This is a genomic window from Cupriavidus pauculus, from assembly GCF_008693385.1.
Taxonomy (GTDB): Bacteria; Pseudomonadota; Gammaproteobacteria; order Burkholderiales; family Burkholderiaceae; genus Cupriavidus; species Cupriavidus pauculus_D.
Genome location: NZ_CP044065.1, coordinates 734521 through 750478 on the forward strand (window position 1 = coordinate 734521; position 15958 = coordinate 750478).

The 15958-nt window shown below is 67.6% G+C and carries 14 protein-coding genes, 2 tRNA genes and 1 pseudogene; 5 read left to right on the forward strand and 12 right to left on the reverse strand.

The features are described 5' to 3' along the window. Positions 1–5: 5 nt before the first annotated feature. Positions 6–713 (forward strand): phosphate regulon transcriptional regulator PhoB, encoded by a 708-nt coding sequence (gene phoB, locus FOB72_RS03480; RefSeq protein ID WP_150371249.1) that lies wholly within the window; start codon positions 6–8, stop codon positions 711–713. A gap of 155 nt (positions 714–868) precedes the next feature. Next, positions 869–2194, forward strand: a complete 1326-nt coding sequence (gene phoR, locus FOB72_RS03485; RefSeq protein ID WP_150371250.1) for a phosphate regulon sensor histidine kinase PhoR — start codon at positions 869–871, stop codon at positions 2192–2194. Here the strand turns inward: phoR and FOB72_RS03490 are convergent. The 8 genes and pseudogenes from FOB72_RS03490 to ppk1 all read right to left on the reverse strand — a co-directional run bounded on the left by FOB72_RS03490 (position 2191) and on the right by ppk1 (position 9898). Further along, positions 2191–3252 carry a fimbrial protein gene (locus tag FOB72_RS03490; protein ID WP_191002181.1) on the reverse strand — a complete coding sequence of 354 codons (1062 nt, stop codon included), beginning with the start codon at positions 3250–3252 and terminating at the stop codon, positions 2191–2193. The genes phoR and FOB72_RS03490 overlap by 4 nt on opposite strands. Beyond that, the gene (locus tag FOB72_RS32115) at positions 3249–3407 is read right to left on the reverse strand and encodes a hypothetical protein (RefSeq protein WP_191002182.1); all 159 of its coding nucleotides are present in this window, start codon (positions 3405–3407) and stop codon (positions 3249–3251) included. Before FOB72_RS32115 ends, FOB72_RS03490 begins: the two co-directional genes overlap by 4 nt. After that, the gene (locus FOB72_RS32770) at positions 3404–3538 is read right to left on the reverse strand and encodes a hypothetical protein (protein ID WP_263364752.1); all 135 of its coding nucleotides are present in this window, start codon (positions 3536–3538) and stop codon (positions 3404–3406) included. The genes FOB72_RS32115 and FOB72_RS32770 overlap by 4 nt, the downstream gene beginning before the upstream one ends. Positions 3539–3752: 214 nt before the next feature. After that, on the reverse strand, positions 3753–4019 hold the full coding sequence (locus tag FOB72_RS32395; RefSeq protein ID WP_223851471.1) for a FimD/PapC C-terminal domain-containing protein: 267 nt from the start codon (positions 4017–4019) through the stop codon (positions 3753–3755). Positions 4020–4091: 72 nt separating this feature from the next. After that, a pseudogene (locus FOB72_RS32920) lies at positions 4092–6190 on the reverse strand (fimbria/pilus outer membrane usher protein); the annotation flags it as partial. Between the two features lie 166 nt (positions 6191–6356). Continuing rightward, the gene (locus FOB72_RS03505; protein WP_150371254.1) at positions 6357–7130 is read right to left on the reverse strand and encodes a molecular chaperone; all 774 of its coding nucleotides are present in this window, start codon (positions 7128–7130) and stop codon (positions 6357–6359) included. Between the two features lie 21 nt (positions 7131–7151). Beyond that, positions 7152–7694: a fimbrial protein gene (locus FOB72_RS03510; protein ID WP_150371255.1), complete on the reverse strand. Its 543-nt coding sequence runs from the start codon at positions 7692–7694 to the stop codon at positions 7152–7154. 110 nt (positions 7695–7804) lie between these two features. Beyond that, the gene (ppk1, locus tag FOB72_RS03515) at positions 7805–9898 is read right to left on the reverse strand and encodes a polyphosphate kinase 1 (RefSeq protein WP_263364770.1); all 2094 of its coding nucleotides are present in this window, start codon (positions 9896–9898) and stop codon (positions 7805–7807) included. Positions 9899–10066: 168 nt separating this feature from the next. On the opposite strand from ppk1, the gene ppx reads away from it, so the two are divergent. Continuing rightward, complete coding sequence (gene ppx / locus FOB72_RS03520; RefSeq protein WP_150371257.1) at positions 10067–11599, forward strand: exopolyphosphatase; 1533 nt, start codon at positions 10067–10069, stop codon at positions 11597–11599. Positions 11600–11629: 30 nt separating this feature from the next. Here the strand turns inward: ppx and FOB72_RS03525 are convergent, their stop codons facing one another. The 4 genes from FOB72_RS03525 to FOB72_RS03540 all read right to left on the reverse strand — a co-directional run bounded on the left by FOB72_RS03525 (position 11630) and on the right by FOB72_RS03540 (position 14065). Further along, positions 11630–12460, reverse strand: coding sequence for a GNAT family N-acetyltransferase (locus tag FOB72_RS03525; protein ID WP_150371258.1), 831 nt, complete (start codon positions 12458–12460; stop codon positions 11630–11632). Between the two features lie 247 nt (positions 12461–12707). Beyond that, a complete protein-coding gene (locus FOB72_RS03530; RefSeq protein ID WP_150371259.1) occupies positions 12708–13196 on the reverse strand; it encodes a SixA phosphatase family protein in 489 nt (162 codons plus the stop codon). 221 nt (positions 13197–13417) lie between these two features. Continuing rightward, positions 13418–13639, reverse strand: a complete 222-nt coding sequence (infA, locus tag FOB72_RS03535; protein WP_008641674.1) for a translation initiation factor IF-1 — start codon at positions 13637–13639, stop codon at positions 13418–13420. A gap of 349 nt (positions 13640–13988) precedes the next feature. Next, positions 13989–14065 (reverse strand) — tRNA-Pro (locus tag FOB72_RS03540). Positions 14066–14488: 423 nt separating this feature from the next. Here FOB72_RS03540 and FOB72_RS03545 point away from each other — a divergent pair. Both FOB72_RS03545 and FOB72_RS03550 read left to right on the forward strand, forming a co-directional pair. Continuing rightward, positions 14489–15808, forward strand: coding sequence for a GGDEF domain-containing protein (locus tag FOB72_RS03545; protein ID WP_150371260.1), 1320 nt, complete (start codon positions 14489–14491; stop codon positions 15806–15808). Between the two features lie 70 nt (positions 15809–15878). Beyond that, positions 15879–15955 (forward strand) — tRNA-Arg (locus FOB72_RS03550). Positions 15956–15958 lie beyond the last annotated feature (3 nt).

A 15958-nucleotide genomic window follows, 5' to 3' on the forward strand; every position in this document is an offset into this window, starting at 1 on the left:
ATTACATGCCAAGCAGTATTCTCGTTGTCGAGGACGAACCGGCGATCGCGGAACTGATCGCCGTCAACCTGCAGCACGCGGGACATTATCCGATCCGGGCATACAACGCCGAGCAGGCCCTGTCGCTGATGAGCGACGTTTTGCCGGACCTCGTGCTCCTGGACTGGATGCTCCCGGGCAAATCGGGTGCGACCTTCGCCAAGGAGCTGCGGTCCAACGACCGCACCAAGCAGATTCCGATCATCATGCTCACCGCGCGCAGCGAGGAGCAGGACAAGGTCATGGGTCTCGAGGCGGGGGCCGACGACTACGTGACCAAGCCCTTCTCGCCGAAGGAGCTGCTCGCGCGCATCAAGGCCGTGCTGCGCCGCCGCGCGCCGCAGCTGACCGATGACGTGGTGGCGATCAACGGCCTGCGCCTGGACCCGGCCACGCATCGCGTGACGGGCCAGGACGACGCGGGTCCGCTGAAGCTCGACCTCGGTCCCACCGAGTTCCGGCTGCTGCACTTCCTGATGACGCATCCGGAGCGCGTGCATAGCCGCTCGCAGCTGCTGGACCAGGTGTGGGGCGATCACGTGTTCGTCGAGGAACGCACGGTGGACGTCCATATCAAGCGCCTGCGCGCGGCGCTCACGCCGGGCGGCTACAGCAACATGATCGAGACCGTGCGCGGCAGCGGGTACCGTCTGGCCCGCTCGCCAAGCCACTGAGATGCATCCGGTGCCATCGCATCCGCCCGGCGGCGATGGCATCTGCGGGGAATCCGCCATGTGCCACCGGTTTGATTCCGTGGCACACTCCGTCGCAAACGCGGTCCAATCTCGCATGAGCGCCGTCTGAAGCCGTTCGATTCCCTTACCTCCGCATGAATATCATCTGGGCCCGATCCGCGGCCGCCCTGATCAGCCTTGCCGTCATCGCCGCCGGAATCTACCTGTTTGCCGGCGCATTGGCCGCACTGCTCGCGCTGTGCGCGATGCTGTTCCTGCTGCTGGGGTACTACCTGTTCCAGATCAACCGGCTGTGGAAGGTGCTCGACGCGCCGGCCTACGGCGAGATTCCGAGCGCGCTCGGTATCTGGGGCGAGGTCTATTACCGCCTGCACCGGCTGGTCAAGCGCTGGCGCACGCAGGTGCTGCAGGTGGAGCAGCAGCACACGCGCTTTATCCAGGCCATTCAGGCATCCCCTTACGGCGTGCTGATGCTCGACGATGCCGACCAGATCGAATGGTGCAACGGCGTGGCCGAGCATCATTTCGGGCTCAATGCGCGGCGCGATGTGCGCCAGCGCATCACGCACCTGATTCGCCGGCCCGAGTTCGTCCATTACCTGACGCGCGAGCGCTACGACGAGCCGCTCGTCATGCGCGACATGGGTGAGCACAAGCGCAACGTGACGGCCGTGCAGATCCTTCCCTATGGCGAGAACCGAAAGCTCGTGCTGACCCAGGACATCACCAAGGTGGAAAACACCGAAGCCATGCGGCGCGATTTCGTGGCGAACGTCTCGCACGAACTCAAGACGCCGCTGACCGTGCTGACCGGCTTTCTGGAAACGGTGCGGGACCTGCCGGTCTCCGAAGAGGATCGCCATCGCTATATCGACATGATGCTCGTGCAGTCGATGCGCATGCAGCGCATCGTCGAGGATCTGCTGGCGCTGGCCAAGCTCGAGAGCGATGCGCAGGCGCCGACGTTCGACCGCATCAACGTGGCCGCGCTGGCCGCGCACCTCGTGCACGACGCGGAGGCGCTGTCGCAGCAGCGCCATCGCATCGAGGTGGAGATCGATCCCGCCGTGGTGCTGCGCGGTGCCGAGCAGGAACTGCTGTCGGCGCTCGGCAATCTCGTCTCCAACGCGGTGCGCTACACGCCGGACGGCGGCCGTATTGCCATCCGCATGAAGTTCACCGACGGCCATTCGGTGTTCTCGGTCAGCGATACGGGGCTGGGCATCGCGCCCGAGCATATCCCGCGGCTGACCGAGCGGTTCTATCGCGTCGATCGCAGCCGCTCGCGCGACACGGGCGGCACGGGCCTGGGTCTCGCCATCGTCAAGCACGTGCTGTCGCGCCACCACGCCGATCTGCGCGTGACCAGCGAGCTCGGCCGTGGCAGCACGTTCCGCATCATCTTCCCCGCGGACCGCAGCGGCTACGAGCCCGAGGACGCCGCGCGCCAGGTTGCCTAGCGGTAGTCGAGCGTCACGGTCACCTCCGCGCGCACGGCCCCGGCCGTGACCACGCTCCCGGTCTGGTAGAGGCGCGCAGCGAGCGGAATCGCATAGTCGGCGTCGCGGCGCGTGTCGTAACCGGGCACGTCGATCGGCGTGCCGAGCCGCATGGGGTCGCCCGCGGCATCCAGCAGCTGCACACCGACGCCGGTGGCGCCGGACGCGGCATTGAGCGCGACCACGGCCTTGTCGGCGGCCACGATGGCGGAGCGCGCATCGATCCGGTATGTGATGCCGTTCAGGCCGGCCGGGCAATCGTTGAGCGCGAACTGAAACAGCCTGGGTGGCGTCGTGGATCCGGGGCCCGTGAAGCGGTGCGTCATATGCGTGCCGAGGTCGACGACCACATCGGGCGTGCGACACGTGGATGGCTGCACCGCGGTGGCCGATATCCGGAAGGTGACCGGTGGCGGCGTCGTCTGCGCGACGTCGCCGATCACGGCGGCGCCTTCCGCGACGAGCTCGGACGGCAGCGTGCCCGCCGTGACGGGGCCGGTCTTGACCAGCATCACGCCGAACCGCACCCCGGTCGTTTCCATGCCGCCTGGCTGTGTCGCTGTGCCCTGTGTGCGCGTGCGGTCGACCTGCCATGACGCGGCATTGCCCGGCGTGCCGGCGCGGTGCCAGCCCGCATAGACCCGGTCGCCGATCTTCACGTCGCGGCGGATGGCCATGCCCACGCCCGCAAGCCCCGTCCGATAGACGGCATATGTGACACCGTCCGACTGGATATCGAGGCCAGCTTCGCGCACGCCGGGCAGGCGCGAGCCGATGCCGGCGTCGGCGCCTGCCGCGCAGGTGTAGTGGTCGTTCACGGCGGGCGAATCGATCCAGCCCGTCAGCGCGGTGCCGACCGACGCCGTAGGCAGGACGCGGATCGTGGCGGGCAGCATCAGCACGTAGGTCTGCCCGCCGCCTGTGCATGCGGCGGACCACGCGACGCACGGCAGGGACAGCAGCCCGGCCAGCATGGCCACGCCGCGCGCGCGCATGTCCGGTGGGCCCGGCGATCTCATAGCGGCGCGGCACATCGGCCTTCTCCGACGGCGAGGTCGCTGGTGGCGCGCGTCAGCGCGGCATCGCGCGTGCATTGCCGATGCGGATCGCCGTCCGGCGGGGGCACCATGGCCACGCCGCGCGCGCGCATGTCCGGTGGGCCCGGCGATCTCATAGCGGCGCGGCACATCGGCCTTCTCCGACGGCGAGGTCGCTGGTGGCGCGCGTCAGCGCGGCATCGCGCGTGCATTGCCTATGCGGATCGCCGTCCGGCGGGGACATCATGGCCACGACGCGCGCGCGCATGTCCGGTGGCCCCGGCGATCTCATAGCGGCGCGGCACATCGGCCTTCTCCCACGGCGAGGTCGCTGGTGCCCCCCGTCAGCGCGACATCGAGCGCGCATTGCTGATGCGGATCGGCGCCCCACGTCACGGTGAGCGTTCTGGCGTCCGCCGGCAATCCGCGCAGGAGCGAGCGCGCTGCGCGACAGTACCGATCGCGCGGTGGCCCTGGCGATCTCATAGCGGCGCGGCACATCGGCCTTCTCCCACGGCGAGGTCGCTGGTGCCCCCCGTCAGCGCGACATCGAGCGCGCATTGCTGATGCGGATCGGCGCCCCACGTCACGGTGAGCGTTCTGGCGTCCTCCGGCAATCCGCGTACGAGCGCGCGTCCGCCCTGCGCGACAGTACCGATCCGGCGGCCGTCGGCGGCGAAGACCTCGGCGCCGAAGGGCAGCGGCTGGCCGTCCGCCATGCGCGCGCGGATCAGCGCCGCGCGGCCCATGCGATGGGTCTCGAAGCGCGCGCGGACCACGGCGCCTTGGGTCGGCGCCACATGACGGGTGTCCTCCCCGAGTTCCACGCTCAACGGCAGTCCGCGCGGATCGATCTCGATAGCATTACGCGCGAACGGCTGCAGGTTCGAGACCACCGCGCGTCCCCATGGACCGATGCGCGTGCCGCTTGCCGAGGCAATGCGCGCGCCGGGAATATCGTCCGCTTCCACCACGGCCAGCGTGTCGCCCTGCGCGGGCGACGCGGCCACGCCACCGGCGTAGCCGACGATCACCCCCGAGACGCCGCCGCCTGCCTGGCGATAGCCCGATGCCGCGCCCGCGTTGCCATTGACCGTCGCCATGGTACCGAAATAGGTGGCGTTGGCGCTGGCGCCATACGCTTCGCCGGGGTCGTTGCCGTCGGCCGTGCGGCTCGCGCGGGTCGCGTTCGCGGTCAGCCCATAGGTCAGCGTCGGCGCGTCGCCGATGCTGCCGGTCAGGCTCTGCTGCGCGATCGTGCGGCCGCGCGGATCGTAGGTCAGTGCGGCCGCCGCGCTCGCCGTCGTCGCGCCCTGGCCGAGCGGCATGCCGAGCGTCAGCATGATGCGGTGGTTCCATCGGCCGGTGTCCACGCTGAAATCGCGCGATGCCGCGAGGCTGTAGCGCAGTCGGCCGAACGCATGGGTGTAGCCGAGCTGGAACTGCGTGCCGAGGCCACCGCGATGCCGCTGGGCCTGTACCGCCGCGGAGACATACAACGCGCCGAAGCGGTCGCCCAGCGGCTGATTGACGAGCGCCTGCAGGCGCCGGACCGGCCTCGGCGACGGGGCTTCGCGACCCGCGGGGACATGCCGAAGCATGACGGCATCCGCGAGCGAGAGATAGTTACCGCCCATCTGGTGATCGCCGGACACCGACACGCTCGTGCCGATGCCGGGGAACAGGCGCTGATAGGCCAGCCGCAGGCGCTGGCCGCGTACGGACCCCGCGAACGTCTGCACGAGATCGGCGGAGAGCGCGCCATACGCGGTGTTGAGCGCGATGCCGCCCGCGAGGGCCGCATAGTCTCGCGAGGCTGCCACGCCGCCCTCGAGCGTCACGACGTTGTTCAGCCCATGCCGCAGCACGCCCTGCGCGAGCCAGGGCGTGTCGGCGACCGATGGATGGCGATACTGGCCGGCGGTGACCGAGAAGCGCGTGACGCCCGGCGCAGCGCCTTGACCGTGGCGGAAAACGGCACGCGCCAGGTGCGCACGCTGCCGTCCGCCTCGGTGGCGATGACCTCGAGGTCGCCACCGTAGCCCGTGGGGTACAGGTCGTCGATCTCGAATGCGCCCGGCGCGACGGTGGTCTCGAGAAGCAGGTTGCCACCCTGGCGGATCTGCACGCGCGCATTGGTATTGACAATGCCGCGCACGATGGGAGCAAAGCCGCGGCGCGAGTCGGGCAGCATGCGGTCGTCGCTCGTCAGCTGCACACCGCGGAAGCCCGCGCTATCGAACAGCGTGCCTTCGGTAAAGCCGTCGCCGAGTATCAGCAGGCTGTCGAGCGGCGCGATGGCGCGTTGTACGTAGGTCAGCGTGGGCGTGTAGCGCGCGCTCGCACCCGCGTGCGTGCTCGTGCTCAGGTTGCCGACATGGCGCAGGCGCCAGGGGCCCAGGTTGATGCCGCCGCGAAGGCCGAGGTAAGCCTGCATGGCGGAGCCGGCGGCGGAGGCCTGTGTCGTCCGCGTGGCGAAGACACTGCCGTCATAGCGCAGGATGGCCGCGGGCACTCCATCATCCCAGTACGCCGGATCGGTGTAGCCCCGCGCGTGCCGCGCGAGCGCGATCTGCGGAACGCCGACATCGAGGCGGAAGTCGCTCATGTCGTAATGCGCGGTGGCGCCCTCGACCAGCGCGCCCACGGGATCGCAGCGGTCGTCTGCGCTGACGAGGGCGGCGCTCGCAGCCGCGGAAAGGCGGGCCAGATCGACACCGATCCGCTGCAGCAACGCGCGATCGAAACACGGCAGCGGGAGGGCACCGTGGTCCGCGACGGTCGCGAGCCGGATGGCCGCGCGGCCCACGCGCTGGCCATTCACGTAGAGCGTGAGCGTGTGGACACCGGGCTGGACGGGATTGCCGTACGCAAATCGCGAGCCGTCGATGGGCGGTCCGTCACCATGCAGGAATCCCATGTTGAACTCGACCGCGGCAAGCGTCGTGGTGGCGTCGCCTGCCGCGAGTGACGGCGCGGATGCGGCGATCGCGACGAGCGCGGCGGGTGCGAGGGTCAGTGCCGCGGCGCGGCTCACGGCAACACTTGCGCAGGCAACACCAATCGTCCCGATGCGCCTACTGTGCCTATTGCACCGACGCTTCGCCGTACCATGTGCCGCCCTGATCGTTGATGGCACCGAACCTGACGCGCGTTCCCGCAGCGGGATCGACCCCGTTCCGCACGACACCCTCCAGCCGGAATTGCCGGGATGCACCGGGGCCGAGCATGCCGCCGACGCGGTGGGGCGCCGGGGCGGCGTGCTTCGGTTCGGCAAGCGAAATGTCGATGAGCGTCACGTGGTAGGGCGTGGGATTCGTGGCCTCGAGCGTCAGCCCGCGGTCGCCGTCCACCGCGCGGCCGGTCACGCGCCATGTCACGCGCGTGGGGGCCTCCGCGGCAGCGTCGGGAAGCGATGCGGGGCGAAAGAACAGCTTCAGGCGCGTGCGGAACGCCATCTGCAGCAGATTGCCCTGTGCCGCTTCGCCCGTGGGCCTGGGGGGCACTTCGAGGACGTTGAGATAGAACAGGGACTCGCGATCGTCCGGCAGCGGTTCGCCCGTGTACACGATACGTAGCGTCTGCCCCTTGTCCGGGTCGATACGCGCGATGGGTGGCGTCACGACGAACGGCGCATCGGCCGAGGCGGGCGACGCGGTGGCGTCGCCATCGTCGATCCAGACCTGCGCGAGCGAGGGGTGCCTGCCGCTGTTGGTGAGGCGGACCGTCGCCTCCGCCTCCGCCGCGCGATAAACCACGCGCGTGTTGTCGATGACGATGGAGGCGTGCGTGAGCCCGCTGGCGAGAAAGCCCGCGACGGCCGTGGCAACCTTCGCTACTCGCGCGAATCGGAACGACATGACTGCGATGGATGTCCGCGCTTACTGGTAGACGATCGTAAAGTTCACGCGTGCCGTGGCCTTGCCACCCTGGGCCTTGCCCGTGGCCACGTATTGCGCGGCGTAATGCAGCGTGGCCGAGCCGTCGGTACCGATCGGCACCGCGGTGGGAATGGGGGCGTTGCCATTCAGGGGAATGGAGTTGCCGCTGGCATCAAGGAGGGCGATCTGTACATTCTTGGCGCCGGCGGTGGACTCCAGTTTCAGATGGCCGGACTGCGGATCCGCATCGTTGCTGCCTTCGAAATGCACATACGCGCTGCCGGCAGGATCTGTATTGCAGTCCGAAAGACGGATATCGAATCGCGTACGCCCGGCCGTCGCGCCGCTGGTGGAAAGCGCATCGGCCGAGACATGCGGGAGTGGCACCGTGAAGTTCGCGGCGCTATCCTTCAGGTCGTTGATCTTGCAGGTGTTCGTCTTGACCTCGCCGCTGAACGTGATCGTGCCGCTGACGGCATGGGCCCGCGTGGCGAGGAGTGCGCTACCGGCGACGAGCAACAACGGAATGAGCTTGGCTTTCATGAGATGGCAATCGCTGATGAGGATTGCGCCAGTCTAGGAACGTGAGCGCTCCCGCTGGCCGATCCCAACACATCTTTGCCATCTCCGCGCCGCCGGCGCGCGCCGCGAAACTAGCCGCCAAACATGCCGAGCAGTTCCACCTGGCTCACGTACGCCTTCTTCGCGCGGGAAGGCTTCCGCGCATACTCGCCGTCGGGCTGCATGATCCACGCCGACGCGTTGTCGCGAAGATGGACCTGCAGGCTTTCCTTGATGACGCGGGCCTTGAGCGCGCGGTCGAGAATCGGGAACGCGACCTCGACGCGGCGGAACAGGTTGCGGTCCATCCAGTCGGCGCTGGACAGGTACAGCACGTCCTCGCCGCCCGCGCGGAAGTAGTAGACGCGGTGGTGCTCGAGGAAGCGGCCGACGATCGAGCGCACCGTGATGTTCTCGGACATATCGGGCACGCCGGGCCGCAGCGCGCAGACGCCGCGCACGATCAGGTCGATCTTCACCCCCGCGCGGGACGCCTTGTAGAGTTCCTCGATGATCGAAGGCTCCAGCAGCGCGTTCATCTTGGCGATGATGCGCGCGGACTTGCCGGCGCGCGCGTTGCGGGCCTCGTTGCGGATATGCTCGACGAGGTTGCTGTGCATCGTGAACGGCGACTGCCACAGATGATTCAGCCGGATCGTGCCCGCGGTGCCGGTCAGCAGCTGGAACACGTGATGCACGTCCTCGCAGACCTTCTCGTTGGCCGTGAGCAGGCCGAAGTCCGTATAGAGCCGCGCCGTGCGCGGATGATAGTTGCCCGTGCCCAGATGGGCGTAGCGGCGCAGCTGAACGGACTTGCCCTTGACCATGCTCTTGCCGTCGCTGGGCTCGCGCCGCACGATCAGCAGCATCTTGGCGTGGCACTTGTGGCCGACCACGCCGTACACCACGTGCGCCCCCGCCGATTCCAGCCGCTCGGCCCAGTTGATATTGGTCTCTTCGTCGAAACGCGCGAGCAGTTCCACCACGACCGTGACTTCCTTGCCGTTGCGCGCGGCGGACATCAACGCTTCCATCACCGCGGACTCGTTGCCCGTGCGGTAGACGGTCTGCTTGATGGCCACGACGTTCGGATCGGCCGCCGCCAGCTGCAGCAGGTCCAGCACCGAGCTGAAGCTTTCGTACGGGTGGTGCAGCAGCACGTCCTGATGGCGGATCACGTCGAACATCGGCGCGCCGGGCGGAAACGCCTTGACCGGCGCGGCCACGTGCGGCGGGTACTTGAGCAGCGGCCGGTCGATCAGGTCGGGAATCTGCATCAGCCGGACGAGGTTCACCGGCCCGCTCACGCGATACAGGTCCTGCTCGCCGAGTCCCGACTCCAGCAGCAGCCGGCGCGCGAGCGGGGCGGGGGTGTCGGACGAGACCTCGAGCCGCACCGTGTCGCCGAAATGGCGCGCGGGCAGCTCGCCCTGCAGCGCTTCGCGAAGGTCGGTGATGTCGTCCTCGGAAACGAACAGGTCCGAATTGCGCGTGACGCGGAACTGATAGCATCCCTGCACGTCGATGGCGGGAAACAGCTCGTGCACGAACGCCTGCATGAACGACGAGAGCATCACGAAGCCGTAGGGGTAGCCCGACAGCTTCTCCGGCATCTTGACCACGCGCGGCAGCGCGCGGGGCGCCTGCACGATGGCGAGGTCCGCGTCGCGGCCGAAGGCGTCCTTGCCGGACAGTTCGACCACGAAGTTCAGGCTCTTGTTGAGCACGCGCGGGAACGGATGCGCGGGATCCAGGGCGATCGGGGTGAGGACCGGCCCGAGTTCGCGCACGAAGAAGTCGCGCGCCCAGCCGCGCTGCGCGTCCGTCCACGTGCCCATGAGGTGGAAGTAGACGCCTTCCCGCTCGAGCGCGGGGAATATGACGTTCTGCAGCATGTCATACTGCGAGGCCACGAGGCGCTGCGTGCGCTCTGTGACCAGGTGATAGGTCTGCAGGAACGAGAGGCCGTCGGGCGTCGTGCCCGATGCATTGTCGCGGATCTGCTCCTTGAGACCCGCCATCCGAATTTCGAAGAACTCATCGAGGTTGCTGGAAACGATGCAGATGAACTTGAGCCTTTCCAGCAGCGGGACGTTGGGGTCGGCGGCTTGCGCCAGGACGCGCGCGTTGAATTCTAGGATGCCCAGCTCGCGGTTAAGCAGGGTGCCGGGCGCAGTCGTCGACATGGTCATGAATGTTCTTTTTCGGAATGTGGCGACTTTTCCATAGTTGTGTGTCATTTACATGACACTGTGGATTTGTCATGCTCCGGACATGACGAAGACATAATTTACGGGGTTTGATGCGGTGGCGCCACCCGGTCGATCCCGCCACCCCCGTGCTTCACACTAGCAATGACACAGACACCACGCCTGCTGGCCGCCGTAGACATGGGCTCGAACAGCTTCCGCCTGATGATCGGGCGCGTTGACGAGACCCCGACGGCGTCCGGCCCAGCCAGCCAGATCTTTCAGGTCGATGCCCTGCGCGAACCCGTGCGCCTCGCGGCCGGCCTGACCCCCGACAAGTACCTCGACCAGCCCGCGCGCCGCCGCGGCATCGACGCGCTGCGCCGGTTCGGCGACCGGCTGCGCGACTTCGCGCCCGAGCACGTGCGCGCGGTGGCCACCAATACGCTGCGCGTCGCGCGCAATGCCCCCGAGTTCCTGATCGAAGCGGAGCATGCGCTCGGCTTCCCGATCGAAGTGATCGCGGGCCGCGAGGAAGCGCGCCTGATCTACCTCGGTGCCTCGCACGATGCGCCGGCATGCCAGGGCAATCGCCTCGTCGTCGATATCGGCGGCGGTTCGACGGAATTCATCATCGGCAGCGGCTATCAGTCGAAGCTGATGGAAAGCCTGTATATCGGCTGCGTCTCGCACAGCCGCCAGTTCTTCCCGAGCGGCAATGTCGACGAGTACGCGATGAAGCAGGCCGAACTGGCCGCGCGCCGCGAGATCCAGGTGCTCGTGCGCCAGTACCGCGCCGCGGGCTGGCAGCAGGCCGTGGGGTCGTCGGGCACCGCGCGCGCGCTGGCGGAGCTCATCGAGCTCAATGGCATGAACGACAATCCCGCCGAGCATGGCATCACGCGCGAAGGGCTCGAGCGACTCAAGCGCGCGCTGATCAAGGCGGAGAACGCGAATCGCGTCAAGCTTGCGGGGCTCAAGGCCGATCGCATCCCGGTGCTGCCGGGCGGGTTGTCGATCATGCTCGGCGTATTCGCCGAACTCGATATCGACCGCATGGACGTTACCGACGGCGCGCTGCGTCTCGGCGTGCTGTACGACCTGCTGGGCCGCAGCCATCACGAGGACATGCGCACGGTCACGGTCGATCAGTTCATGCGCCGCTACGCGGTGGATCGCGCGCAGGCGGACCGCGTGGGCGCGGCCGCGCGCGAACTGCTGGCGCAGTTTCCGGAGCCGGCGCACGAGCGCCGCGAGGACAACCTCGCGCTGCTCGGCTGGGCGGCGAGCCTGCACGAGATCGGCATGTCGATCTCGCACGGCGGCTATCACAAGCACTCGGCCTATATCGCGACGCACGCGGACATGCCAGGCTTCTCGAAGACCGATCAGGCGCGGCTGGCCACGCTGTTGCTCGGCCATGCGGGCAAGCTCGGCAAGCTGTCCGGCAGCGGCAAGTTCCTCGACTGGCGCATGCTGTTCAGCCTGCGCCTGGCGTTCGTGCTGTGCCGCCGCCGTTCGGATGCGAAGCTGCCGGACATCCGCGTGAGCCAGCGTTCGGAAGCGCTCGACGAGGGCTTCGAGGTGCGGCTGCCGAAGAACTGGATCGACGCGAACCCGCTGGTCGAGTACAGCCTCGCGCAGGAAGCCGACGAGTGGGAGCGCATCGGCAAGCGCTACAAGGTCGTGTACGTGTAAAGAAAAAAGCCGCGCGACGCGCGGCTTTTTTTACTTCAGACCCAGAAAGTGCCGCGCATAGCGCGGGTTCATGTCGCGCACGCGCAGCAGCGTGAGGAAGTCCGCGACGTTGAAGTCCGGATCCCACGCGGGCAGGCCGCAGATCTTCGCGCCAAGGCGCAGATAGCCCTTGATCAGCGCGGGCGGATCCACATCCAGCGTCTGGTTCAGGTCGTCCACGGGCAACGGCACGCGCGGGAACGCGTGGTACTCGATGGGGGCCAGCGAACGCTCCGCGAACTGGCGGTAGAGGCTCGCGGCGTAGTGGCCGCCATCGCTCATCGGCACGCTCGCGCAGCCGAGCAGCGACTCGAGGCCGTAACGCTGCAGGTATTCGCCCAGACCGCCCCACAGGGCCATGATCACGCTGCCGCTGCGAAAGTCGCGATGCACGCACGAGCGGCCGACTTCCAGCATCTTGGGGCGCAGGTGGTTCAGGCGCACGAGGTCGAACTCGGATTCCGCATAGAGGCAGCCGATGCGCTTGGCCTGATGCGGCGGCAGGGCGCGGTAGGTGCCCACCACCTTGAGCGTTTCCTGGTCGCGGACGATCAGGTGGTCGCAATAGGCGTCGAACATGTCCACGTCCATGTCCGGCGTCGAGGTCTGGAGGCGCGCTCCCATCTCCTCGGCAAACACCTTGTAGCGCAGGCGCTGCGCTTCTTCTACTTCGTCCTGATGGCGTGCCCACGCCACGCTGAAAGCAGGCGCTGCATTTGTTGCATCTTGCTGACGAGGAAGACGCCTCCGCGCCGATTGGCCGGTCTGGCCAGTCGGCAAAGAGTCGAAGAGCGGCTGAGTAGGCGTCGGAAGGTCTCGCATTGTGTGTCCTTTCGGTGTCCTTTCGGTGACGAAACGGCTTCGAAACAATGTAGGCAATGTAGGGACGCCCAGTGACAACGCCGTGGCACGAACATGACGATTCCGTGACCAGAACGGTGTTGCGTGGGTGCTGGAAATGACTCTAACCGGCTTGGAAGCCACGCGCCATAAGCTTTACGTGAAATGTGAAGCTTACGATACAGATTTATGACACGTGCAACGTGCGAAGTCGAACACTGCGTGGCAGTCAGAGAAAATCGGGATGGATGACGGCGCGCAGGGCGACTTGCGCGTCCGAGTCGCGCGTCCGTCCGGTGAGCCACCAGACGCCGCTCTTGCGCACGCTCCAGGGCATTTCGCGGCCGGCCAGCACGCGGCTGGCCACGCGGCCGAGCCACGGCTGATGGCCCACGACGACGACGGTCTGGGTGGCCGCGTCGTCCGTGCCGGGCCAGCCGACCGTGGCCAGCACCTCGGTGACGCTGGCACCGAGCCCGAGCACGTCCAGCACCTCGGCATCGCTGCAGAGCGCGGCGGCGGTCTCGCGTGCGCGCACGGCGGGGCTGCAGACCACGCGATAGGGGGCGGGGAGGTGGTTGCGCAGCCATTTGGCCGTGGCTTCGGCTTGCTTGTGCCCGCGCGGGGTCAGCACGCGCTGGAGGTCCGCGTTGCGGGACAGGCTCATTGCCGAAGGCAGGTCTTCCGCTTCGGCGTGGCGCCACAGGATGAGATTCATGAGCGGACGGTGGCTGGTCGAGTCCCGAGTATGGTCAGGCACCCAGCGGGGCGCAAGAGGGGAGACCATGAGGGACCCGGCGGATGGAGGCCAAAAAACAAAACGGGCTGCCGGAGGCTCGAAGAGCCTGCGGGCAGCCCGTCAGTCTGCGGCGCGGGGATGACACCACTGTGGTCACATCGGTGACATCCCCGCCCGAAGGGCGGACAACTCAGGACAACTCAGGACTTGTGGCGGAAATTGATGCGGCCCTTCGTCAGATCGTAGGGCGACATTTCCAGCGTCACACGGTCGCCGGCCAGGATCCGGATGCGGTGCTTCTGCATCTTGCCCGAAGCGTATGCCCAGATTTCCACGCCGTTTTCCAGCGTCACGCGATAACGGTTGTCGGGGAGGGCTTCCGACACCACGCCGCCAAATTCGATGAGTTCTTCCTTAGCCAATCTTGTAGTCCTTTGCTTGCAGCCAAAGGCTGCACGAGTTGAGTGAGATCCTGCGACGCGCGCACCGGACGTGAAAACGCGGTGTCGCGCGGGTTCAGGCATCGCCGAGGGAATCGTGGAGGGGAGGTCTTGATGGCCGCCGATCTTGACGTGCCTGGCTTCCGGGAGTGCTCACGTACCCCGGAACTGATCTCCGTATTGTATCACGACGGGGGCAAACACGCCGTGGCGGCGTCGTGCGGCGGGCACAGCGCGCGTGCCGGCGCGCGTCCCAAAGAAAAAGGGCTCACGTCGCTCGACGCAAGCCCTTGTCCGGTCTGGCTTTACTACTGCAGTACGACTGCAAAACTGGTCGGAGCGATAGGATTCGAACCTACGACCCTCTGATCCCAAATCAGATGCGCTACCAGGCTGCGCTACGCTCCGAAGCCGGCGATTGTAGCGCCTTGTTACCGCGTGGGTCAAATGCGACGGTGAGGGCGGGCGGAGTGCGGGCTTCGCCGCTGGGAGGCACCCTGCTTCAGACGGGGTGGGATTCGGCTTGACTTGGGGCGTCGCGCTGACATAATCCGCACACCGCCAGGGTCCGACGCTCCGTTCGCCACGGGGCCAGGGCAGATCTCTTCCGGACCCGGTCCCGACAATCACAACAATGGCACGCCAGTCTTCGCGAGCGACGCGGGGGCACGGCTGTAGCCTGAGCATCGTTCGCTCGCGCGCCGCCCGGCGCGTTCGGCGGACCGCATCCGGAACCTGCGGAACAACAATAGGACGGCCCATCGCAGGCCGCAACATCAGGGCATCATGGCCGTGCGGAGCCATGCAGGGCCCTTGTGAACGGGAAAGAAGATGTTTCAGTCGCAGGTGGTGGTGCTGATCGCAGGCTTGTTCGCGCTGCAGATGGCGGTCGTCTGCGCCGTGCTGCGGCGCTCGCCGGGGATGGATCGCAGTGGCCTGAGTTCGTGGGCCGCCGGCGATCTGATCGTGGCCCTGGCAGTCGTGCTGCTCGCGGCCCACACGATGCGTCCGGCCTTGCCGCTCGAGGCGGTGCCCGAGCTCGTGCTCACGGCCGGCCTCTCCATGATGGTCTATGGCATGCGCCATTTCGTCGGCCGCCCCGGGCGCGGCCTGGTGCTGCTCGCGCTCAATGTGCCCGGCCTCGCGGCCCGCGGCGCGCATGCGCTGGAGCATGGTTTCACGCCGGCGGCCCACGGCATCGCCGTGCTGAATGCCACCGCCGAGCCCGCGGTGGCGTCGCTCACGCTTGCCGCGTCCGTCGTGCAGATCCTGCTGTTGCTCGAACTCGTGCGCATTACGGTGCCGTGCGTGCCGATGAAGCGCGGCACGGGCCGGCTTGCCGCGTTGTCGCTGGTCCTGGTGGCGCTGGCGTGCACGGCGCTGATCGGCATGCTGATCGCGCCCGCGGTCGTCATGCTCGTGGATCTGCGCCATCTGCCGGCCCTCGCGCAGAGCGCGCCGCACGACGGCATCCTCGTGCTGCTCGTCTTCGGCATGGTCGGCCTGTCGGTCAGCTTCGCGCTGATGGCGCACGATCGCCTGCGCCGCATGCTCGAGCGCCGCGCGCGCCATGACGACCTGACCGACGTGCTCTCGCGCGGCGCGTTCTGGGAGGAACTCGAGGCCGCGTGCAGGAAGGCCGAGCGCGCGCAGCAGCCGCTGACGGTCGCGTTCATCGATCTCGATCACTTCAAGGCCATCAACGACGTGTACGGCCATCTGGCCGGGGACAGCGTGCTACGCCATTTCGCGGGACTGCTGCGCCGGAACGCGCCGCCGGGCGCGATCGTCGGGCGCCTGGGCGGCGAGGAGTTCGCGGTCGTGATGCCCGCCACCACGATGGAAGCGGGGCGCGCCGCCAGCCTGCGCCTGAACACGCTCGTGCGCGCCACGCCGTGCCCGTCGGAGCCCGATCCGATTTCCTACACGGTCAGTATCGGCATGGCGGAGCGCCAGCCCGGCGAGAACGCCGATGCCGTGATGCGCCGCGCGGATCGCGCGCTCTACGACGCCAAGCTGATGGGCCGCAACTGCGTGTCGTCGCACGACAGCGGCGATGCGCCCGGCATGCCGCGCCGCCCGCGCGTGCGCGAGGACGAGCGGTCCGCGCCCGATGGCGCGGGCAAGCCGCAACCGTCCGCGCGGCCGTAAGCCACGCCGCGGACCGCCGGGTCTTCTTGCGCGGCGGCGTGTGCGGTAGAATGCGGGCCTCTTCTCCAGGCCGCCCTTAGCTCAGTTGGATAGAGCACTCGCCTTCTAAGCGAGCGGTCACACGTTCGAATCGTGTAGGGCGGGCCAACT

What these genes read in the sequence shown, in the direction of transcription:
- phoR (WP_150371250.1), top strand. Translation starts at nt 869, where the DNA reads ATGAATATCATCTGGGCCCGATCCGCGGCCGCCCTGATCAGCCTTGCC.
- FOB72_RS03505 (WP_150371254.1), bottom strand. Translation starts at nt 7,130, where the DNA reads ATGTCGTTCCGATTCGCGCGAGTAGCGAAGGTTGCCACGGCCGTCGCG.
- FOB72_RS03525 (WP_150371258.1), bottom strand. Translation starts at nt 12,460, where the DNA reads ATGCGAGACCTTCCGACGCCTACTCAGCCGCTCTTCGACTCTTTGCCG.
- FOB72_RS32770 (WP_263364752.1), bottom strand. Translation starts at nt 3,538, where the DNA reads ATGCGCGCGCGCGTCGTGGCCATGATGTCCCCGCCGGACGGCGATCCG.
- FOB72_RS03490 (WP_191002181.1), bottom strand. Translation starts at nt 3,252, where the DNA reads ATGAGATCGCCGGGCCCACCGGACATGCGCGCGCGCGGCGTGGCCATG.
- ppk1 (WP_263364770.1), bottom strand. Translation starts at nt 9,898, where the DNA reads ATGTCGACGACTGCGCCCGGCACCCTGCTTAACCGCGAGCTGGGCATC.
- FOB72_RS03530 (WP_150371259.1), bottom strand. Translation starts at nt 13,196, where the DNA reads ATGAATCTCATCCTGTGGCGCCACGCCGAAGCGGAAGACCTGCCTTCG.
- phoB (WP_150371249.1), top strand. Translation starts at nt 6, where the DNA reads ATGCCAAGCAGTATTCTCGTTGTCGAGGACGAACCGGCGATCGCGGAA.
- ppx (WP_150371257.1), top strand. Translation starts at nt 10,067, where the DNA reads ATGACACAGACACCACGCCTGCTGGCCGCCGTAGACATGGGCTCGAAC.
- FOB72_RS03510 (WP_150371255.1), bottom strand. Translation starts at nt 7,694, where the DNA reads ATGAAAGCCAAGCTCATTCCGTTGTTGCTCGTCGCCGGTAGCGCACTC.
- FOB72_RS32395 (WP_223851471.1), bottom strand. Translation starts at nt 4,019, where the DNA reads ATGGGCCGCGCGGCGCTGATCCGCGCGCGCATGGCGGACGGCCAGCCG.
- FOB72_RS32115 (WP_191002182.1), bottom strand. Translation starts at nt 3,407, where the DNA reads ATGAGATCGCCGGGCCCACCGGACATGCGCGCGCGCGGCGTGGCCATG.
- FOB72_RS03545 (WP_150371260.1), top strand. Translation starts at nt 14,489, where the DNA reads ATGTTTCAGTCGCAGGTGGTGGTGCTGATCGCAGGCTTGTTCGCGCTG.